This window comes from Lapillicoccus jejuensis, from assembly GCF_006715055.1.
Taxonomy (GTDB): Bacteria; Actinomycetota; Actinomycetes; order Actinomycetales; family Dermatophilaceae; genus Lapillicoccus; species Lapillicoccus jejuensis.
In genome coordinates this window covers 556170-573312 of sequence record NZ_VFMN01000001.1, presented here as the reverse complement: position 1 = coordinate 573312, position 17143 = coordinate 556170, and the positions used below count along the sequence as shown (strand labels likewise).

The following is a 17143-nucleotide window of genomic DNA, read 5'->3' as shown; positions in this document are numbered from 1 at the left end:
TGCCGATCGTGTCCGCTCACCGTGATGCCTCGTGCTGGCTGCTGTGCCCGGGGCCTGTCGGTCGGCGTGATCGTCTCTGCTCAGTAAGGCCTGTGGAAGGACTCTCGTTGGCTGCTTCGCGCACCGCGTCCCAGAAAGTTTCCACCGCACGGACGGCCTCGGGCCGTCTGTCATTCGCCCAGATCAAGGAGCCGCTGGAGGTCCCCGACCTCCTCGCCCTGCAGACGGAGAGCTTCGACTGGCTGCTCGGCAACGAGCGCTGGCAGGAGCGCGTCGCGGCGGCCAAGGCGGAGGGGCGGACCGACGTCCCCGACCGGTCCGGCCTCGAGGAGATCTTCGAGGAGATCTCCCCCATCGAGGACTTCTCCGGGTCGATGTCGCTCTCCTTCCGCGACCACCGCTTCGAGGAGACCCGCAAGACCATCGAGTGGTGCAAGGAGCGCGACCAGACGTACGACGCGCCCCTGTTCGTCACCGCGGAGTTCATGAACACCAACACCGGTGAGATCAAGAGCCAGACGGTGTTCATGGGCGACTTCCCGCTCATGACCGAGCGCGGCACCTTCATCATCAACGGCACCGAGCGCGTCGTCGTCTCCCAGCTGGTCCGCAGCCCGGGCGTCTACTTCGAGCGCACCCCGGACCGCACGTCCGACAAGGACGTCTTCCAGGCGCGGGTCATCCCGAGCCGCGGTGCCTGGCTCGAGTTCGAGATCGACAAGCGCGACATGGTCGGCGTGCGCGTCGACCGCAAGCGCAAGCAGTCGGTCACCGTGCTCCTCAAGGCGCTCGGCTGGACCGAGGCGCAGATCCTCGAGGAGTTCGGCGACAACGAGGCCATGCGCCTGACCCTGGAGAAGGACCACACCCAGGGCCAGGACGACGCGCTGCTCGACATCTACCGCAAGCTGCGCCCGGGCGAGCCGCCGACGAAGGAGGCCGCGCAGACGCTGCTCGACAACCTCTACTTCAACCCCAAGCGCTACGACCTGGCCAAGGTCGGTCGCTACAAGCTCAACAAGAAGCTGGGGATCGAGGCCGAGCTCGGCGCCTCGACGCTGACCATCGACGACATCGTCGCGACGATCAAGTACCTCGTCACGCTGCACTCGGGTGAGGCCGCCATGGCCGGCCACCGCGACGGCGCCGAGGTCGACGTCCGCGTCGAGGTCGACGACATCGACCACTTCGGCAACCGCCGCCTGCGCAGCGTCGGCGAGCTCATCCAGAACCAGGTCCGCACCGGCCTGTCCCGGATGGAGCGCGTCGTCCGCGAGCGGATGACGACCCAGGACGTCGAGGCCATCACGCCGCAGACCCTGATCAACATCCGCCCGGTCGTGGCCTCGATCCGCGAGTTCTTCGGCACCAGCCAGCTCTCGCAGTTCATGGACCAGAACAACCCGCTGGCCGGCCTGACCCACAAGCGCCGCCTGTCCGCGCTCGGCCCGGGTGGTCTCTCCCGCGACCGCGCCGGCATGGAGGTCCGTGACGTCCACCCGTCGCACTACGGCCGCATGTGCCCGATCGAGACCCCCGAGGGCCCGAACATCGGCCTCATCGGCTCGCTGGCCTCCTACGGCCGGATCAACGCGTTCGGCTTCGTCGAGACGCCGTACCGCAAGGTCGTCGCCGGTCAGGTGACCGACGACGTCGCCTACCTGTCGGCGGACGAGGAGGACGAGTTCGTCGTCGCCCAGGCCAACGCGGCGCTGACCGACGACGGCCACTTCGCCGAGGAGCGCGTCCTGGTCCGCACCAAGGGCGGCGAGGTCGAGCTGGTCCCCGCGGGCGAGGTCGACTACATGGACGTCTCGGCCCGCCAGATGGTCTCGGCGGCCACCGCGCTCATCCCGTTCCTCGAGCACGACGACGCCAACCGCGCGCTCATGGGCTCGAACATGCAGCGCCAGGCCGTCCCGCTCGTGCGCTCCGAGGCGCCGCTCGTCGGCACCGGCATGGAGTACCGCGCCGCCCTCGACTCCGGTGACGTCGTCCTGGCCCAGAAGCCGGGTGTCGTCTCCGAGGTCAGCGCCGACCTGGTCACCGTCGCCAACGACGACGGCACGCACCAGACCTACCGGATCGCCAAGTTCGACCGCTCCAACCAGGGCAACTGCTACAACCAGGTCGTCCTGGTCAACGAGGGCGACCGCCTGGAGAAGGGCTCGGTCATCGCCGACGGTCCCGCGACCGACGGCGGCGAGATGGCGCTCGGGCGCAACCTGCTCGTGGCGTTCATGCCGTGGGAGGGTCACAACTACGAGGACGCGATCATCCTCAGCCAGCGCCTGGTGCAGGACGACGTCCTCTCCTCGATCCACATCGAGGAGCACGAGGTCGACGCTCGCGACACCAAGCTCGGCCCCGAGGAGATCACCCGGGACATCCCGAACGTCTCCGAGGACGTGCTGGCCGACCTCGACGAGCGCGGCATCATCCGCATCGGCGCCGAGGTCCGCGACGGCGACCTGCTCGTCGGCAAGGTCACGCCCAAGGGCGAGACCGAGCTGACCCCGGAGGAGCGCCTGCTGCGCGCCATCTTCGGCGAGAAGGCCCGCGAGGTGCGCGACACCTCGCTCAAGGTGCCCCACGGCGAGACCGGCACCGTCATCGGCGTCAAGGTCTTCGACAAGGACGAGGGCGACGACCTGCCCCCGGGCGTCAACCAGCTCGTGCGGGTCTACGTCGCCAACAAGCGCAAGATCACCGACGGTGACAAGCTCGCGGGCCGCCACGGCAACAAGGGCGTCATCTCGAAGATCCTGCCGGTCGAGGACATGCCGTTCCTCGAGGACGGGACCCCCGTCGACGTCGTGCTCAACCCGCTCGGCGTCCCCGGCCGCATGAACATCGGCCAGATCCTCGAGCTCCACCTCGGCTGGGCCGCCAGCCGCGGCTGGAAGATCGAGGGCGAGCCCGAGTGGTCGCAGGTCATCCCGCCGGACGCCCACGAGGCGCCCGCCGGCAGCCGCGTCGCCAGCCCCGTCTTCGACGGTGCGGGCGAGGACGTCATCACCGGCCTGCTCGACTCGACGCTGGAGACGCGCGACGGGGTCCGCCTCATCGACCGCTCCGGCAAGGCCCGCCTCTTCGACGGCCGCTCCGGCGAGCCGTTCCCCGAGGACGTGTCGGTCGGCTACATGTACATCCTCAAGCTCCACCACCTCGTGGACGACAAGATCCACGCCCGCTCGACCGGCCCCTACTCGATGATCACCCAGCAGCCGCTGGGCGGGAAGGCGCAGTTCGGCGGCCAGCGCTTCGGCGAGATGGAGGTGTGGGCGCTCGAGGCGTACGGCGCGGCGTACACCCTGCAGGAGCTGCTCACCATCAAGTCGGACGACGTCCCGGGCCGCGTCAAGGTCTACGAGGCGATCGTCAAGGGCGAGAACATCCCCGACTCCGGCATCCCCGAGTCCTTCAAGGTCCTCCTCAAGGAGATGCAGTCGCTCTGCCTCAACGTCGAGGTCATGTCCTCCGACGGCCAGGCGATCGAGATGCGCGAGACCGACGAGGACGTCTTCCGGGCGGCCGAGGAGCTGGGCATCGACCTGTCGCGGCGCGAGCCGAGCAGCGTCGAAGAGGTCTGACACCCACCACACGACACGACTGAACTCTGAGCAACGAGCGAGAGAAGGAACCACGTGCTCGACGTCAACTTCTTTGACGAGCTGCGTATCGGCCTGGCCACGGCGGACGACATCCGCCGGTGGAGCCACGGCGAGGTGAAGAAGCCGGAGACCATCAACTACCGCACCCTCAAGCCGGAGAAGGAGGGTCTGTTCTGCGAGCGCATCTTCGGGCCCACCCGGGACTGGGAGTGCAACTGCGGCAAGTACAAGCGGGTCCGCTTCAAGGGCATCATCTGCGAGCGCTGCGGCGTCGAGGTCACCCGCGCCAAGGTGCGGCGTGAGCGGATGGGCCACATCGAGCTGGCCGCGCCGGTCACCCACATCTGGTACTTCAAGGGTGTCCCGAGCCGACTGGGCTACCTGCTCGACCTGGCCCCGAAGGACCTCGAGAAGGTCATCTACTTCGCGGCCTACATGATCACGTCCGTCGACGAGGAGCAGCGGCACGCCGACCTGCCCTCGCTCGAGGCGCAGATCCAGGTCGAGAAGAAGGAGATCGAGAACCGTCGCGACGCCGACGTCGAGGCCCGGGCCAAGAAGCTCGAGTCCGACCTGGCCGAGCTCGAGGCCGAGGGGGCCAAGGGCGACGCCAAGCGCAAGGTCCGCGACGGCGCCGAGCGGGAGATGAACGCGATCCGCCGTCGGGCAGACCAGCTGGTCGAGCGCCTCGAGCAGGTCTGGGACCGGTTCAAGAACCTCAAGGTCCAGGACCTCGAGGGCGACGAGATCCTCTACCGCGAGATGCGCGACCGGTTCGGCCTCTACTTCGAGGGCGGCATGGGTGCGGCGGCGATCCAGAAGCGTCTGCAGACCTTCGACCTCGACGCCGAGACCGAGCTGCTGCGCGAGATCATCGCCACCGGCAAGGGCCAGAAGAAGACCCGCGCCCTCAAGCGCCTCAAGGTCGTCACCGCGTTCACGACGACGAGCAACAGCCCGACCGGCATGGTGCTCGACTGCGTCCCGGTCATCCCCCCGGACCTGCGCCCGATGGTGCAGCTCGACGGTGGCCGCTTCGCGACGTCGGACCTCAACGACCTGTACCGCCGCGTCATCAACCGCAACAACCGCCTCAAGCGGCTGCTCGACCTCGGCGCGCCCGAGATCATCGTCAACAACGAGAAGCGGATGCTCCAGGAGGCCGTCGACTCGCTGTTCGACAACGGCCGCCGCGGGCGCCCGGTCACCGGTCCGGGCAACCGGCCGCTGAAGTCGCTGTCCGACATGCTCAAGGGCAAGCAGGGCCGGTTCCGTCAGAACCTGCTCGGCAAGCGCGTCGACTACTCGGGCCGCTCGGTCATCGTCGTCGGCCCGCAGCTCAAGCTGCACCAGTGCGGCCTGCCCAAGCAGATGGCGCTGGAGCTCTTCAAGCCCTTCGTCATGAAGCGGCTCGTCGACCTCGACCACGCGCAGAACATCAAGTCGGCCAAGCGCATGGTCGAGCGCAGCAAGCCGGTCGTGTGGGACGTCCTCGAGGAGGTCATCACCGAGCACCCGGTCCTGCTGAACCGTGCGCCCACGCTGCACCGCCTCGGCATCCAGGCCTTCGAGCCGCAGCTCGTCGAGGGCAAGGCCATCCAGATCCACCCGCTCGTCTGCACGGCGTTCAACGCCGACTTCGACGGCGACCAGATGGCCGTGCACGTGCCGCTGAGCGCGGAGGCGCAGGCCGAGGCCCGCATCCTCATGCTCTCGAGCAACAACATCCTCAAGCCGGCGGACGGCCGACCGGTGACCATGCCCACCCAGGACATGATCATCGGCCTGTTCCACCTGACGTCGGCCGTCGAGGACGGCACGGGCGCGGGCCGCGCGTTCACCTCGCCGGCCGAGGCGCGGATGGCGTTCGACGCGGGCGAGATCCAGCTGGGGTCGGTCGTCAAGATCCGCCTCACGGACGTCGTGCCGATGGCGGGCTTCGAGGCGGACGAGCCCGACGCCGCCAACGAGCAGGGCATCTACCCCTCGCTCGTCCTCGAGACGACGCTCGGTCGGGCGCTGTTCAACGAGACCCTGCCGCTGGACTACCCCTTCGTCGACGCCCCCGTCGACAAGAAGCAGCTCTCGACGATCGTCAACGACCTCGCCGAGCGCTACTCCAAGGTCCAGGTCGCCGCGTCGCTCGACGCGCTCAAGGAGGCCGGCTTCCACTGGGCGACCCGCTCGGGCGCCACGGTCGCCATCTCCGACGTCGTCACGCCGCCGACCAAGACGCAGATCCTCGAGGAGTACGAGGACCGTGCGGCCAAGGTCCAGAAGCTCTACGACCGCGGCGCGATGACGGACAACGAGCGTCGCGAGGACCTCATCGAGATCTGGAACGAGGCCACCAACAAGGTGGCCGAGGAGATGCGTCGCAACATCCCCGCCACCAACACCATCTACAAGATGGTCTCCTCCGGTGCGCGTGGTAACTGGATGCAGCTGCGCCAGATCGCCGGTATGCGCGGCCTCGTGTCGAACCCGAAGGGCGAGATCATCCCGCGTCCGATCCGCGCGAACTTCCGCGAGGGTCTGACCGTGCTCGAGTTCTTCATCTCGACCCACGGCTCCCGCAAGGGTCTGGCCGACACCGCGCTCCGTACGGCGGACTCGGGCTACCTGACCCGTCGTCTCGTCGACGTCTCGCAGGACGTCATCGTCCGCGAGGACGACTGCGGGACCGAGCGCGGCCTGACCCAGCCGATCCGGGACACCGACCCGGCCGGCAACCGCGTGCTGCACGAGGACGTCGAGACCAGCGTCTACGCCCGCACCCTGGCCGAGGACGTCGTCGTCGACGGCGAGACCCTGGCCCAGGCCGGGATCGACCTGGGCGACGTCGTCATCGACGCGCTGTTCGCCGCCGGCGTCGACAAGGTGAAGGTCCGCTCGGTCCTCACCTGCGACTCCAAGGTGGGCACCTGCGCCAAGTGCTACGGGCGCTCGCTGGCCACCGGCAAGCTCGTGGACATCGGCGAGGCGGTCGGCATCATCGCCGCCCAGTCGATCGGCGAGCCCGGCACCCAGCTGACGATGCGCACCTTCCACACCGGTGGTGTGGCCGGTGACGACATCACGCAGGGTCTGCCGCGCGTGGTCGAGCTCTTCGAGGCCCGTACGCCCAAGGGCGTCGCGCCGATCGCCGAGGCGAACGGCCGCGTCCAGGTCGAGGACACCGACAAGACCCGTCGGATCGTCCTCACCCCGGACGACGGCTCCGAGGAGCACGCCTACCCGGTGAGCAAGCGCTCGCGCCTGCTCGTCGCGGACGGCGACCACGTCGAGGTCGGCACCAAGCTCATCCAGGGCGCCATCGACCCCAAGCAGGTGCTGCGGATCCTCGGCCCGCGGGCCACGCAGACGCACCTGGTCGACGAGGTGCAGTCGGTGTACCGCCAGCAGGGTGTGTCGATCCACGACAAGCACATCGAGGTCATCGTCCGGCAGATGCTGCGTCGGGTGACGGTCATCGAGTCGGGTGACGCCCACCTCATCCCGGGTGACCTCACGGAGCGCTCGCGCTTCGAGGAGGAGAACCGCCGGGTCATGGCCGAGGGCGGTCGCACCGCCGCCGGTCGCCCGGAGCTGATGGGCATCACCAAGGCGTCGCTCGCGACCGAGTCGTGGCTGTCGGCCGCGTCCTTCCAGGAGACGACCCGGGTGCTCACCCAGGCCGCCATGGAGGCCAAGTCCGACCCGCTGCTCGGCCTCAAGGAGAACGTCATCCTCGGCAAGCTCATCCCCGCCGGCACGGGCCTGCCCCGCTACCGGAACATCACGGTGGAGCCGACCGAGGAGGCCAAGGCCGCGATGTACTCGATGCCGAACTACGACGCCTACGACTACGCGTCGTTCGGTTCGCCCGAGGCCATCCGCCTGGACGACGTCAGCCTGGGCTTCTCGGACAGCTGACACCAGCACGACACCGCGAGGGCGGGCGCACCCCAGGAGGGGGCGCCCGCCCTCCGGCGTGCCGGCGCCGTACGCTGCCCGGGTGACCGACGCGACGCCCGACGCCAGCCCCCACCCCGGCCCCGACACGATCGTCGTCCTCACGCAGGAGCCGCTGCTGGAGGCCGACGCCCGCCGGATCGTCGGGCTGCACGAGGGGGAGGACATCGCCTACCGCGTCCTCGTCCCGGCCGACACGAGGCGCAGCCTGCTCGTCACCCTGCTCGACGGCCTCGCGCTGCTGCGGATGAAGGAGGTCCTGCAGGCGCTCAAGCCGGTGAACCGCACCGAGGCCCGCGCCGAGGCGGGGGAGGCCCTGGAGCGCTCGATCGCCTCGCTGGCCTCGGTGGGGCGCACCGCCACCGGGGAGGTCGTCGCCGACGACCCGCTGCCGCAGCTGCGCACGGAGGTCGGGCGGCTGCACGCCCGCGAGGTCGTCGTGGTCACCGAGCCGCACGCGGTCGAGGACACCTTCCACGCCGACTGGGCCAGCCGCGCCCGCGACGAGCTCGGCCTGCCCGTCCTGCACCTCTACGCCGGGGACTGGCGGGTGGGCTGAGGTGGACTTCGCCTCCGCCTACGCGCACGGGTTCGCCCGGGTCGCCGCGTGCGCGGTGCCGGTCGCCATCGCCGACCCGGCGCGCAACGCGGCGGCACTCGTCGAGCAGGCCCGCGCCTGCCACGACGAGGGCGTGGCGGTCGCCGTCTTCAACGAGCTGGGCCTGTCCGGCTACGCCATCGACGACCTGCTGCTGGCCGACCCGCTGCTCGACGCGGTGCTCGAGGGGCTGCGCACCGTCGTCGCGGCGAGCGCCGAGCTGCGCCCCGTGCTCGTCGTCGGCGCGCCGCTCGTGCACGGCCACCGGGTCCTCAACTGCGCCGTCGTCGTGCACCGCGGCCGCGTCCTCGGGGTGGCGCCGAAGTCCTACCTGCCGACGTACCGCGAGTTCTACGAGCGGCGCCACTTCGCCCCCGGCGACGACCGCCGCGGCGAGACGCTGGTCCTGCTCGGGGAGCGGGTGCCCTTCGGGCCCGACCTGCTCTTCCGGGCCGACGACGTGCCCGGCCTCGTGGTGCACGCCGAGGTCTGCGAGGACCTGTGGGTGCCCGTCCCGCCGAGCGCCGAGGCGGCGCTGGCGGGGGCGACGGTCCTGCTCAACCTGTCCGGCAGCCCGATCACCGTCGCCCGGGCCGAGGACCGCCGCCTGCTCGTGCGCAGCGCCAGCTCGCGGTGCTCCGCCGCGTACGTGTACGCCGCCGCCGGGCCGGGGGAGTCGACGACCGACCTGTCCTGGGACGGGCAGACGATGGTCTACGAGAGCGGCGACCTGCTGGCCGAGGGGGAGCGCTTCCCCGCCGGGGCCGTCCGCACGGTCGCCGACGTCGACCTCGACCGGGTGCGCCAGGACCGGCTGCGCCAGGGCACCTTCGACGACAACCGCCGCACGCACGCGGACCGCGTGGGCACGTTCCGCGAGGTCGGCTTCGAGCTCGCGCCCCCGGCGGGCGACATCGGCCTGCGCCGGGCGGTCGACCGCTTCCCGTTCGTCCCCGACGACCCGCGGCGGCTGGCCCAGGACTGCTACGAGGCATACCACATCCAGGTCCACGGCCTCGTGGGCCGGATGGCGGCCATCGGGTCCCCGAAGGCCGTCATCGGCGTCTCGGGCGGCCTCGACTCGACCCACGCGCTCATCGTCGCCTGCCGGGCGATGGACGCCCTCGGCCGGCCGCGCAGCGACGTCCTGGCCTGGACGATGCCGGGGTTCGCGACCGGCGACACGTCGCGCTCGCTGGCGACCCGGCTGGCGCGGGCCCTCGGGGTGACCTTCGAGACCCTCGACATCCGCCCCGCGGCGACGCAGATGCTCGCGGACCTCGGCCACCCGGCCGGCCGGGGCGAGCCGGTCTACGACGTCACCTTCGAGAACGTCCAGGCCGGGCTGCGCTACGACTACCTCTTCCGCCTGGCCAACCAGCGCGGCGGGATCGTCGTCGGCACCGGCGACCTGTCCGAGCTGGCCCTCGGCTGGTGCACGTACGGCGTCGGCGACCAGATGTCGCACTACAACGTCAACGCCGGGGTGCCCAAGACCCTCGTCCAGCACCTCATCCGCTGGGTCGCCGACTCCGGCGAGGTCGACGCCGACACCGCGGCCGTGCTGCGCGAGGTGCTCGAGCAGGAGATCACCCCGGAGCTCGTCCCCACGGTGGAGGGCGCCAGGGCCCAGGCCACCGAGGACAGCGTCGGGCCCTACGCGCTGCAGGACTTCACCCTCTTCCAGGTGCTCCGCCGCGGGTACCGGCCGAGCAAGGTCGCCTTCCTCGCCCACCACGCGTGGCACGACGCGGCCGCGGGGGACTGGCCCCCGGGGCTGCCGGAGGCGGGGAGGGCGTCGTACGACCTCGGGCAGGTGCGGCACTGGCTGGAGGTCTTCCTGCGCCGCTTCTTCGCCAGCCAGTTCAAGCGCTCGGCCCTGCCCAACGGGCCCAAGGTGTCACCCGGGGGCACGATGTCGCCGCGCGGGGACTGGCGGATGCCCTCGGACGCGAAGCCCGACGCGTGGCTCGCCGACCTCGCCCGCGTGCCCGAGCGCTGGCCGGGTCGCTGAGCCGTGCACCGGGCCCTGCGCCGGGCCCGGTCCATCTGATTTGGGCGCGCCTGCGCCGGACGGTATCGTAGTGACACGTGTCCGGTCCGCCGGGCACCTGAGCATGTCCACCGGGGCGCGTCCCCGGGCGGAGCAGGCTCGCCCCTCTCGCCGGGCAGCCCACCCTCGTCGACCGGTCCGCCGGATCGCCGCCGCGTGGGAAGTGCAGGGGAGAGCACCCCGCCTCGGCCCCCTCCAGGGCGTACGACACGCCCGACCACGGGGGTCGGTACGGGGCATGACAAGGAGCCCGGCCACCGGCCGGGCGGACCACCCGCCACGAAGTACGGAGAACAGGTTGCCCACGATCAACCAGCTGGTGCGCAAGGGCCGGCAGGACAAGGTCGACAAGACCAAGACCCCGGCGCTCAAGGGCTCGCCCCAGCGCCGCGGCGTCTGCACCCGCGTCTACACCACGACCCCGAAGAAGCCGAACTCCGCGCTGCGCAAGGTCGCGCGCGTCCGGCTCACCTCGGGCATCGAGGTCACCGCCTACATCCCGGGCGTCGGCCACAACCTGCAGGAGCACTCCATCGTGCTCGTGCGCGGTGGCCGCGTGAAGGACCTCCCCGGTGTCCGCTACAAGATCGTCCGCGGCTCGCTCGACGCCCAGGGCGTCAAGAACCGCAAGCAGGCCCGTTCCCGTTACGGCGCGAAGAAGGAGAAGGCCTGATGCCTCGCAAGGGACCCGCCCCGAAGCGGCCGCTCGTCGTCGACCCGGTGCACAACTCGCCGCTGGTCACGCAGCTGGTCAACAAGATCCTCCTCGACGGCAAGAAGTCCGTCGCCGAGACCATCGTGTACGGCGCCCTCGAGGGCTGCCGCGTCAAGACCGGCTCCGACCCGGTCGTCATCCTCAAGCGCGCGCTGGACAACATCAAGCCGGCGCTCGAGGTCAAGTCCCGCCGCGTCGGCGGCGCCACCTACCAGGTGCCGATCGAGGTCAAGCCGAACCGCAGCACGACCCTCGCGCTGCGCTGGCTGGTCGGCTACTCGCGTCAGCGTCGCGAGAAGACGATGACCGAGCGCCTCATGAACGAGATCCTCGACGCCTCCAACGGCCTGGGTGCCGCGGTGAAGCGCCGCGAGGACACGCACAAGATGGCCGAGTCCAACAAGGCCTTCGCGCACTACCGCTGGTGACCCGTCGCCGGCCCGGCCGCCGCTGAGCACCACGAGGCGGCCGGCGCCGGCGTCCGCGGGCCGACCCGCACGACGACTTCGCCCACGACACGAGAATCGAGCAGGCACACGTGGCACTCGACGTCCTGACGGACCTGACCAAGGTCCGCAACATCGGCATCATGGCGCACATCGACGCCGGCAAGACGACGGTGACGGAGCGCATCCTCTTCTACACCGGCGTCAACCACAAGATCGGTGAGACGCACGACGGCGCCTCCACGACCGATTGGATGGAGCAGGAGAAGGAGCGGGGGATCACCATCACCTCCGCCGCCGTCACCTCCTTCTGGAACGGCACCCAGATCAACATCATCGACACCCCCGGGCACGTCGACTTCACCGTCGAGGTGGAGCGCTCGCTGCGCGTCCTCGACGGCGCCGTCGCCGTCTTCGACGGCAAGGAGGGCGTCGAGCCGCAGTCCGAGACGGTGTGGCGCCAGGCGGACAAGTACGACGTCCCGCGCATCTGCTTCGTCAACAAGATGGACAAGCTCGGCGCGGACTTCTACTTCACCGTGCAGACGATCAAGGACCGCCTCGGTGCGGAGCCGCTCGTCATGCAGCTGCCCATCGGCTCGGAGAACGACTTCGTCGGCGTCATCGACCTCGTCACCATGAAGGCCCTCGTGTGGCCCGGCGACGCCAAGGGTGACGTCACCATGGGCGCGAAGTACGAGGTCCAGGACATCCCGGCCGACCTGCAGGACAAGGCCGAGGAGTACCGCACGCACCTCATCGAGCGCGTGGCCGAGGCCGACGACGCCCTGATGGAGAAGTACCTCGGCGGCGAGGAGCTGACCGAGGCCGAGATCAAGGCCGGCGTGCGCGCCCTCACCGTGAAGTCGGAGCTCTACCCCGTCTTCTGCGGCTCGGCGTTCAAGAACCGCGGTGTCCAGCCGATGCTCGACGCCGTCGTCGCCTACCTGCCGTCGCCGCTCGACGTGCCCCCGATGGTCGGCCACAAGCCGGGCAAGGAGGAGGTCGAGGTCATCCGCAAGCCGGCCACCGACGAGCCCTTCTCGGCCCTGGCCTTCAAGATCGCCTCGCACCCGTTCTTCGGGACGCTCACCTTCGTGCGGGTCTACTCCGGCAAGCTCTCCGCGGGCACCCAGGTCATGAACACGACCAAGGGCAACAAGGAGCGCATCGGCAAGCTCTTCCAGATGCACGCCAACAAGGAGAACCCGGTCGAGGAGGCGTCGGCGGGTCACATCTACGCGATGATCGGCCTCAAGGACACCACCACCGGTGACACCCTGAGCGACCTGCAGGACCAGGTCATCCTCGAGTCGATGACCTTCCCCGAGCCGGTCATCTCGGTGGCCATCGAGCCCAAGACCAAGGGCGACCAGGAGAAGCTCGGCACGGCGATCCAGAAGCTGGCCCAGGAGGACCCGACGTTCCAGGTCCACCTGGACGAGGAGACCGGCCAGACGATCATCGCCGGCATGGGCGAGCTCCACCTCGACATCCTCGTCGACCGCATGCGGCGCGAGTTCAAGGTCGAGGCGAACGTCGGCAAGCCGCAGGTGGCCTACCGCGAGACGATCCGCCGCTCGGTCGAGAAGTACGACTACACCCACAAGAAGCAGACGGGTGGGTCCGGCCAGTACGCGAAGATCCAGATCACCATCGCGCCGCTGGACACCTCCGAGGGCGAGCTGTACGAGTTCGAGAACAAGGTCACCGGTGGCCGCGTCCCGCGCGAGTACATTCCCTCGGTCGACGCCGGGATCCAGGACGCCATGCAGTACGGCGTGCTCGCGGGCTACCCGCTCGTGGGCATCCGCGCCACGCTGCTCGACGGCGCGTCGCACGACGTCGACTCGTCCGAGATGGCGTTCAAGATCGCCGGGTCGATGGCGCTCAAGGAGGCCGTCCGCAAGGCCGACCCCGTGCTGCTCGAGCCGATGATGGCCGTCGAGGTGCGCACGCCCGAGGACTACATGGGCGACGTCATCGGCGACATCAACTCGCGCCGCGGGCAGATCCAGGCCATGGAGGACATCAGCGGCGCCAAGGTCGTCAAGGGCCTCGTCCCGCTGTCGGAGATGTTCGGCTACGTCGGCGACCTGCGGTCGAAGACCCAGGGCCGGGCCAACTACTCCATGCAGTTCGACTCCTACGCCGAGGTGCCCCGCGCCGTCGCCGAGGAGATCATCAAGAAGACCCGCGGGGAGTGACGAGACCGTCCGTCCCGTAGGCTGTCCCGCCGGAACGATCCCGGCGGGACGGCCGCAGCGGAGGGCGAGACCCCCCGCGGCACCACGTACCACCTGCAAGAGATCCACACGCGCCACGTCCCACCGAGGTTCGGGCGTCAACGAGAAAGTCCTGAGGAGGACCCCAGTGGCGAAGGCAAAGTTCGAGCGGACCAAGCCGCACGTCAACATCGGCACCATCGGTCACATCGACCACGGTAAGACGACGCTGACGGCAGCGATCTCCAAGGTCCTGCACGACAAGTACCCCACGCTGAACCCGCAGTTCGCCTTCGAGGACATCGACAAGGCGCCTGAGGAGAAGCAGCGCGGCATCACGATCTCGATCGCGCACATCGAGTACCAGACCGAGCAGCGCCACTACGCGCACGTCGACTGCCCGGGCCACGCCGACTACGTGAAGAACATGATCACGGGTGCGGCGCAGATGGACGGCGCGATCCTCGTGGTCGCGGCGACCGACGGCCCGATGCCGCAGACGAAGGAGCACGTCCTCCTGGCCCGCCAGGTCGGCGTCCCCTACATCGTCGTGGCGCTCAACAAGGCCGACATGGTCGACGACGAGGAGATCCTCGAGCTCGTCGAGATGGAGGTCCGCGAGCTGCTGTCGTCCTACGACTTCCCGGGCGACGACCTGCCGGTCGTCAAGGTCTCGGCGCTCAAGGCGCTCGAGGGCGACGAGGAGTGGGGCAAGACCGTCCTCGAGCTCATGGACGCCTGCGACACGGCGATCCCGGAGCCCGAGCGCGCCGTCGACCAGCCCTTCCTCATGCCGATCGAGGACGTCTTCACGATCACCGGTCGTGGCACCGTCGTCACCGGCAAGATCGAGCGCGGCATCCTCAAGGTCAACGAGGAGGTCGAGATCGTCGGCATCCACACCGGCCCGGCCGCCAAGACGACCGTCACCGGCATCGAGATGTTCCGCAAGCTCCTCGACGAGGGTCGTGCGGGCGAGAACGTCGGCCTCCTGCTGCGCGGCACCAAGCGCGAGGACGTCGAGCGCGGCCAGGTCGTCGTCAAGCCCGGCTCGATTACCCCGCACACCGAGTTCGAGGCGCAGGCCTACATCCTGTCCAAGGACGAGGGTGGCCGGCACACGCCGTTCTACGACAACTACCGTCCGCAGTTCTACTTCCGGACCACCGACGTGACCGGCGTCGTGCACCTCCCCGAGGGCACCGAGATGGTCATGCCGGGCGACAACACCAACATGCGCGTCGAGCTGATCCAGCCGATCGCCATGGAGGAGGGCCTGAAGTTCGCGATCCGCGAGGGCGGCCGCACCGTCGGTGCGGGCACCGTCACCAAGATCAGCAAGTGACACCCGCCGCCTGAGGGCGGCACCAGCGGTACCCGCGAGGGGCCCGGACCGACACCGGTCCGGGCCCTTCCGGCGTCCCTCTAGGATCCCGGGCATGACGGGGGTCGCGGGGGAGCCGCTGCGCGGGCGGGACGAGGGCGGCGCGTGGCGCCGTACGGCGTGGTGGGGGGTCGCGAGCGCGCTGCTGGGGCTCCTGGTCTGGTACCCCGCCGGCGGCTGGCCGGGCTCGCGCTTCTGGGGGCTGGGCGGGGCGCTGCCGCCGGTGCAGCTGATCTACGGCTACCTCGTCGTCCTCGGCTCGGCCGGCTCCGGCCTCGGCGCCGCGCTCGTCGTGCGCGACTGGTGGGCGCGGCTGCTCGTGCTCCTCGCCGCCTCGGCGCTGTTCTGGGTGCTGGTCGAGGTGCCCCCGGGCGTGCCCCTCGAGCGCGTGGTGCTGCTGGCCCTCTTCCTGCCGGGGCAGGCGCTCGGCCTGCTGCTGGGGACGCTGCTGCGCCGCGGCCCACGCCGCTGCGCGCTCGGCCTGGCGCTCGTCGCCGCCGTCGGCACGCAGGACGCCGTCGCGGTGTGGCTGGTCGCGCTCGGGCTCGTCGTCGCGGCCCTCTCGGTCCGGCCGGCCCGACCGCACGGGGTCGGCGGCGCCGTCACGACCGGGGTGCTCGCGGTGGCGCTCTTCCTCGGGGTGCGCACGCTTGCCTTCGCCCTCGTCTACGGCTGGGGTGTCGTGCGCCGCGGCAGCGGCTACCCGGACGCGCTGTCCGAGGCGGTCCGTCGGGTCGCCGAGCCGGCCCTGGACTTCCTGCGCGCCGGCGGGGCGCCGTACCTCGGCGAGCTGCTCAGGCTCAGTGCCACCCCGCTGCTGGTCGGGGCGGCGCTGGCGGTCGTCGTCGGCGTCGCCCGCGCGCGCCGCGGCCGCGCCGGTGGGGCAGGATCGAGAGGTGCCGACCCCACCGCCGACCTCCAGGACGCCCGCCGCTGACGGCGCCGACGGGGCGCCGTACAGCGCCCTCAGCCACCTGGAGTGCCCGCGCTGCGGGCGCCAGCTCGACGCGCACGTCCTGCAGGGCCTGTGCCCCTGCGGCAGCCCGCTGCTCGTGCGCTACGACCTGGCCGGGCTGGTGCGCGCGAGCTACGCGCCGTCCGCGCTCGCCGGTCGGGCGCCCGACCTGTGGCGCTACCACGAGGTGCTGCCCGTGCAGTCGCCCGGGGCCGTGGTCACCCTCGGCGAGGGGATGACCCCGCTGCTGCCGCTGCCCCGGGTGGGGGAGCGGGTCGGCGTCCGGCGCCTGCTGGTCAAGGACGAGGGGCTGCTGCCCACCGGCTCGTTCAAGGCCCGCGGGGCGGCCGTCGGCGTCTCCCGCGCCGCCGAGCTCGGCGCCACCGCGCTGTCCATGCCGACCAACGGCAACGCCGGGGCCGCGTGGGCCGCGTACGCCGCCCGGGCCGGGCTGCCGCTGCACGTCGCCATGCCGCTCGACGCGCCGTCCGTCACGCGGGTCGAGGTGACGGCGACCGGGGCGCGGCTGACCCTCGTCGACGGGCACATCGGCGAGGCCGGCGGCTGGCTCGCCCGGCACCGCCCGGAGGGGGTCACCGACGTCTCGACCCTCAAGGAGCCGTACCGCATCGAGGGCAAGAAGACGATGGCCCTCGAGGTCGCCGAGCAGCTCGGCTGGCGGATGCCGGACGTCGTCGTCTACCCCACCGGCGGCGGGGTGGGGCTCATCGGGATGCACAAGGCGTTCCACGAGCTGCTCGAGCTGGGGTGGGTCACGGGCGACGTGCCGCGCTTCGTCGCCGTCCAGTCCACCGGCTGCGCGCCGGTCGTCGAGGCCTTCGACGCCGGCGCCGAGCAGGTGCGGCCGTGGGCCGCGCCGCGCACCGTGGCTTTCGGGATCACCGTCCCGGCGCCGCTGGGCGACCGGCTCGTCCTGCACGCGCTGCGCGACAGCGGCGGCACCGCGGTCGCCGTCGACGACGCGGAGCTGCTCGCCGACCTCCGGCTCGTCGGCGAGCTCGAGGGCCTCTTCGCCTCGCCGGAGGGGGCGGCCACGGTGAGCGCCGTGCGCCGGCTGCGGGCGAGCGGCTGGCTGGGGGAGGACGACGAGGTGCTCGTCCTCAACACCGGCAGCGGGCTCGTCTACCCGGACACCGTCCCGGTCGCGGCACCCACCGTCGCCCCCGGCGACTGACCGT

General features: G+C 70.7%; 10 protein-coding genes. All 10 read left to right on the top strand.

Annotation, left to right across the window (positions count from 1 at the left end):
• Nucleotides 1-107: 107 nt before the first annotated feature.
• The 10 genes from rpoB to FB458_RS02740 all read left to right on the top strand — a co-directional run bounded on the left by rpoB (nt 108) and on the right by FB458_RS02740 (nt 17139).
• Complete coding sequence (rpoB, locus tag FB458_RS02785) at nt 108-3593, top strand: DNA-directed RNA polymerase subunit beta (RefSeq protein WP_141846584.1); 3486 nt, start codon at nt 108-110, stop codon at nt 3591-3593.
• 54 nt (nt 3594-3647) lie between these two features.
• The gene (locus FB458_RS02780; protein WP_141846583.1) at nt 3648-7529 is read left to right on the top strand and encodes a DNA-directed RNA polymerase subunit beta'; all 3882 of its coding nucleotides are present in this window, start codon (nt 3648-3650) and stop codon (nt 7527-7529) included.
• Between the two features lie 82 nt (nt 7530-7611).
• Nucleotides 7612-8127: a hypothetical protein gene (locus tag FB458_RS02775; RefSeq protein ID WP_141846582.1), complete on the top strand. Its 516-nt coding sequence runs from the start codon at nt 7612-7614 to the stop codon at nt 8125-8127.
• 1 nt (nt 8128) lies between these two features.
• Complete coding sequence (locus FB458_RS02770; protein WP_141846581.1) at nt 8129-10180, top strand: NAD(+) synthase; 2052 nt, start codon at nt 8129-8131, stop codon at nt 10178-10180.
• Nucleotides 10181-10517: 337 nt separating this feature from the next.
• The gene (gene rpsL, locus FB458_RS02765; protein ID WP_141846579.1) at nt 10518-10892 is read left to right on the top strand and encodes a 30S ribosomal protein S12; all 375 of its coding nucleotides are present in this window, start codon (nt 10518-10520) and stop codon (nt 10890-10892) included.
• Nucleotides 10892-11362: a 30S ribosomal protein S7 gene (gene rpsG, locus FB458_RS02760; RefSeq protein WP_141846577.1), complete on the top strand. Its 471-nt coding sequence runs from the start codon at nt 10892-10894 to the stop codon at nt 11360-11362. The genes rpsL and rpsG overlap by 1 nt, the downstream gene beginning before the upstream one ends.
• Before the next feature lie 110 nt (nt 11363-11472).
• The gene (gene fusA, locus FB458_RS02755) at nt 11473-13587 is read left to right on the top strand and encodes an elongation factor G (protein ID WP_141846575.1); all 2115 of its coding nucleotides are present in this window, start codon (nt 11473-11475) and stop codon (nt 13585-13587) included.
• A gap of 166 nt (nt 13588-13753) precedes the next feature.
• Nucleotides 13754-14950: an elongation factor Tu gene (gene tuf, locus FB458_RS02750; protein ID WP_141846573.1), complete on the top strand. Its 1197-nt coding sequence runs from the start codon at nt 13754-13756 to the stop codon at nt 14948-14950.
• A 94-nt stretch (nt 14951-15044) separates the two neighbouring features.
• The gene (locus FB458_RS02745) at nt 15045-15926 is read left to right on the top strand and encodes a hypothetical protein (protein ID WP_141846571.1); all 882 of its coding nucleotides are present in this window, start codon (nt 15045-15047) and stop codon (nt 15924-15926) included.
• Nucleotides 15886-17139, top strand: coding sequence for a threonine synthase (locus tag FB458_RS02740; protein WP_141846569.1), 1254 nt, complete (start codon nt 15886-15888; stop codon nt 17137-17139). Before FB458_RS02745 ends, FB458_RS02740 begins: the two co-directional genes overlap by 41 nt.
• Nucleotides 17140-17143: the final 4 nt, after the last annotated feature.

Excerpts from the sequence above, each read along its gene's own strand:
- rpsG (WP_141846577.1), top strand. The coding sequence starts at position 10,892 with ATGCCTCGCAAGGGACCCGCCCCGAAGCGGCCGCTCGTCGTCGACCCG.
- FB458_RS02745 (WP_141846571.1), top strand. The coding sequence starts at position 15,045 with ATGACGGGGGTCGCGGGGGAGCCGCTGCGCGGGCGGGACGAGGGCGGC.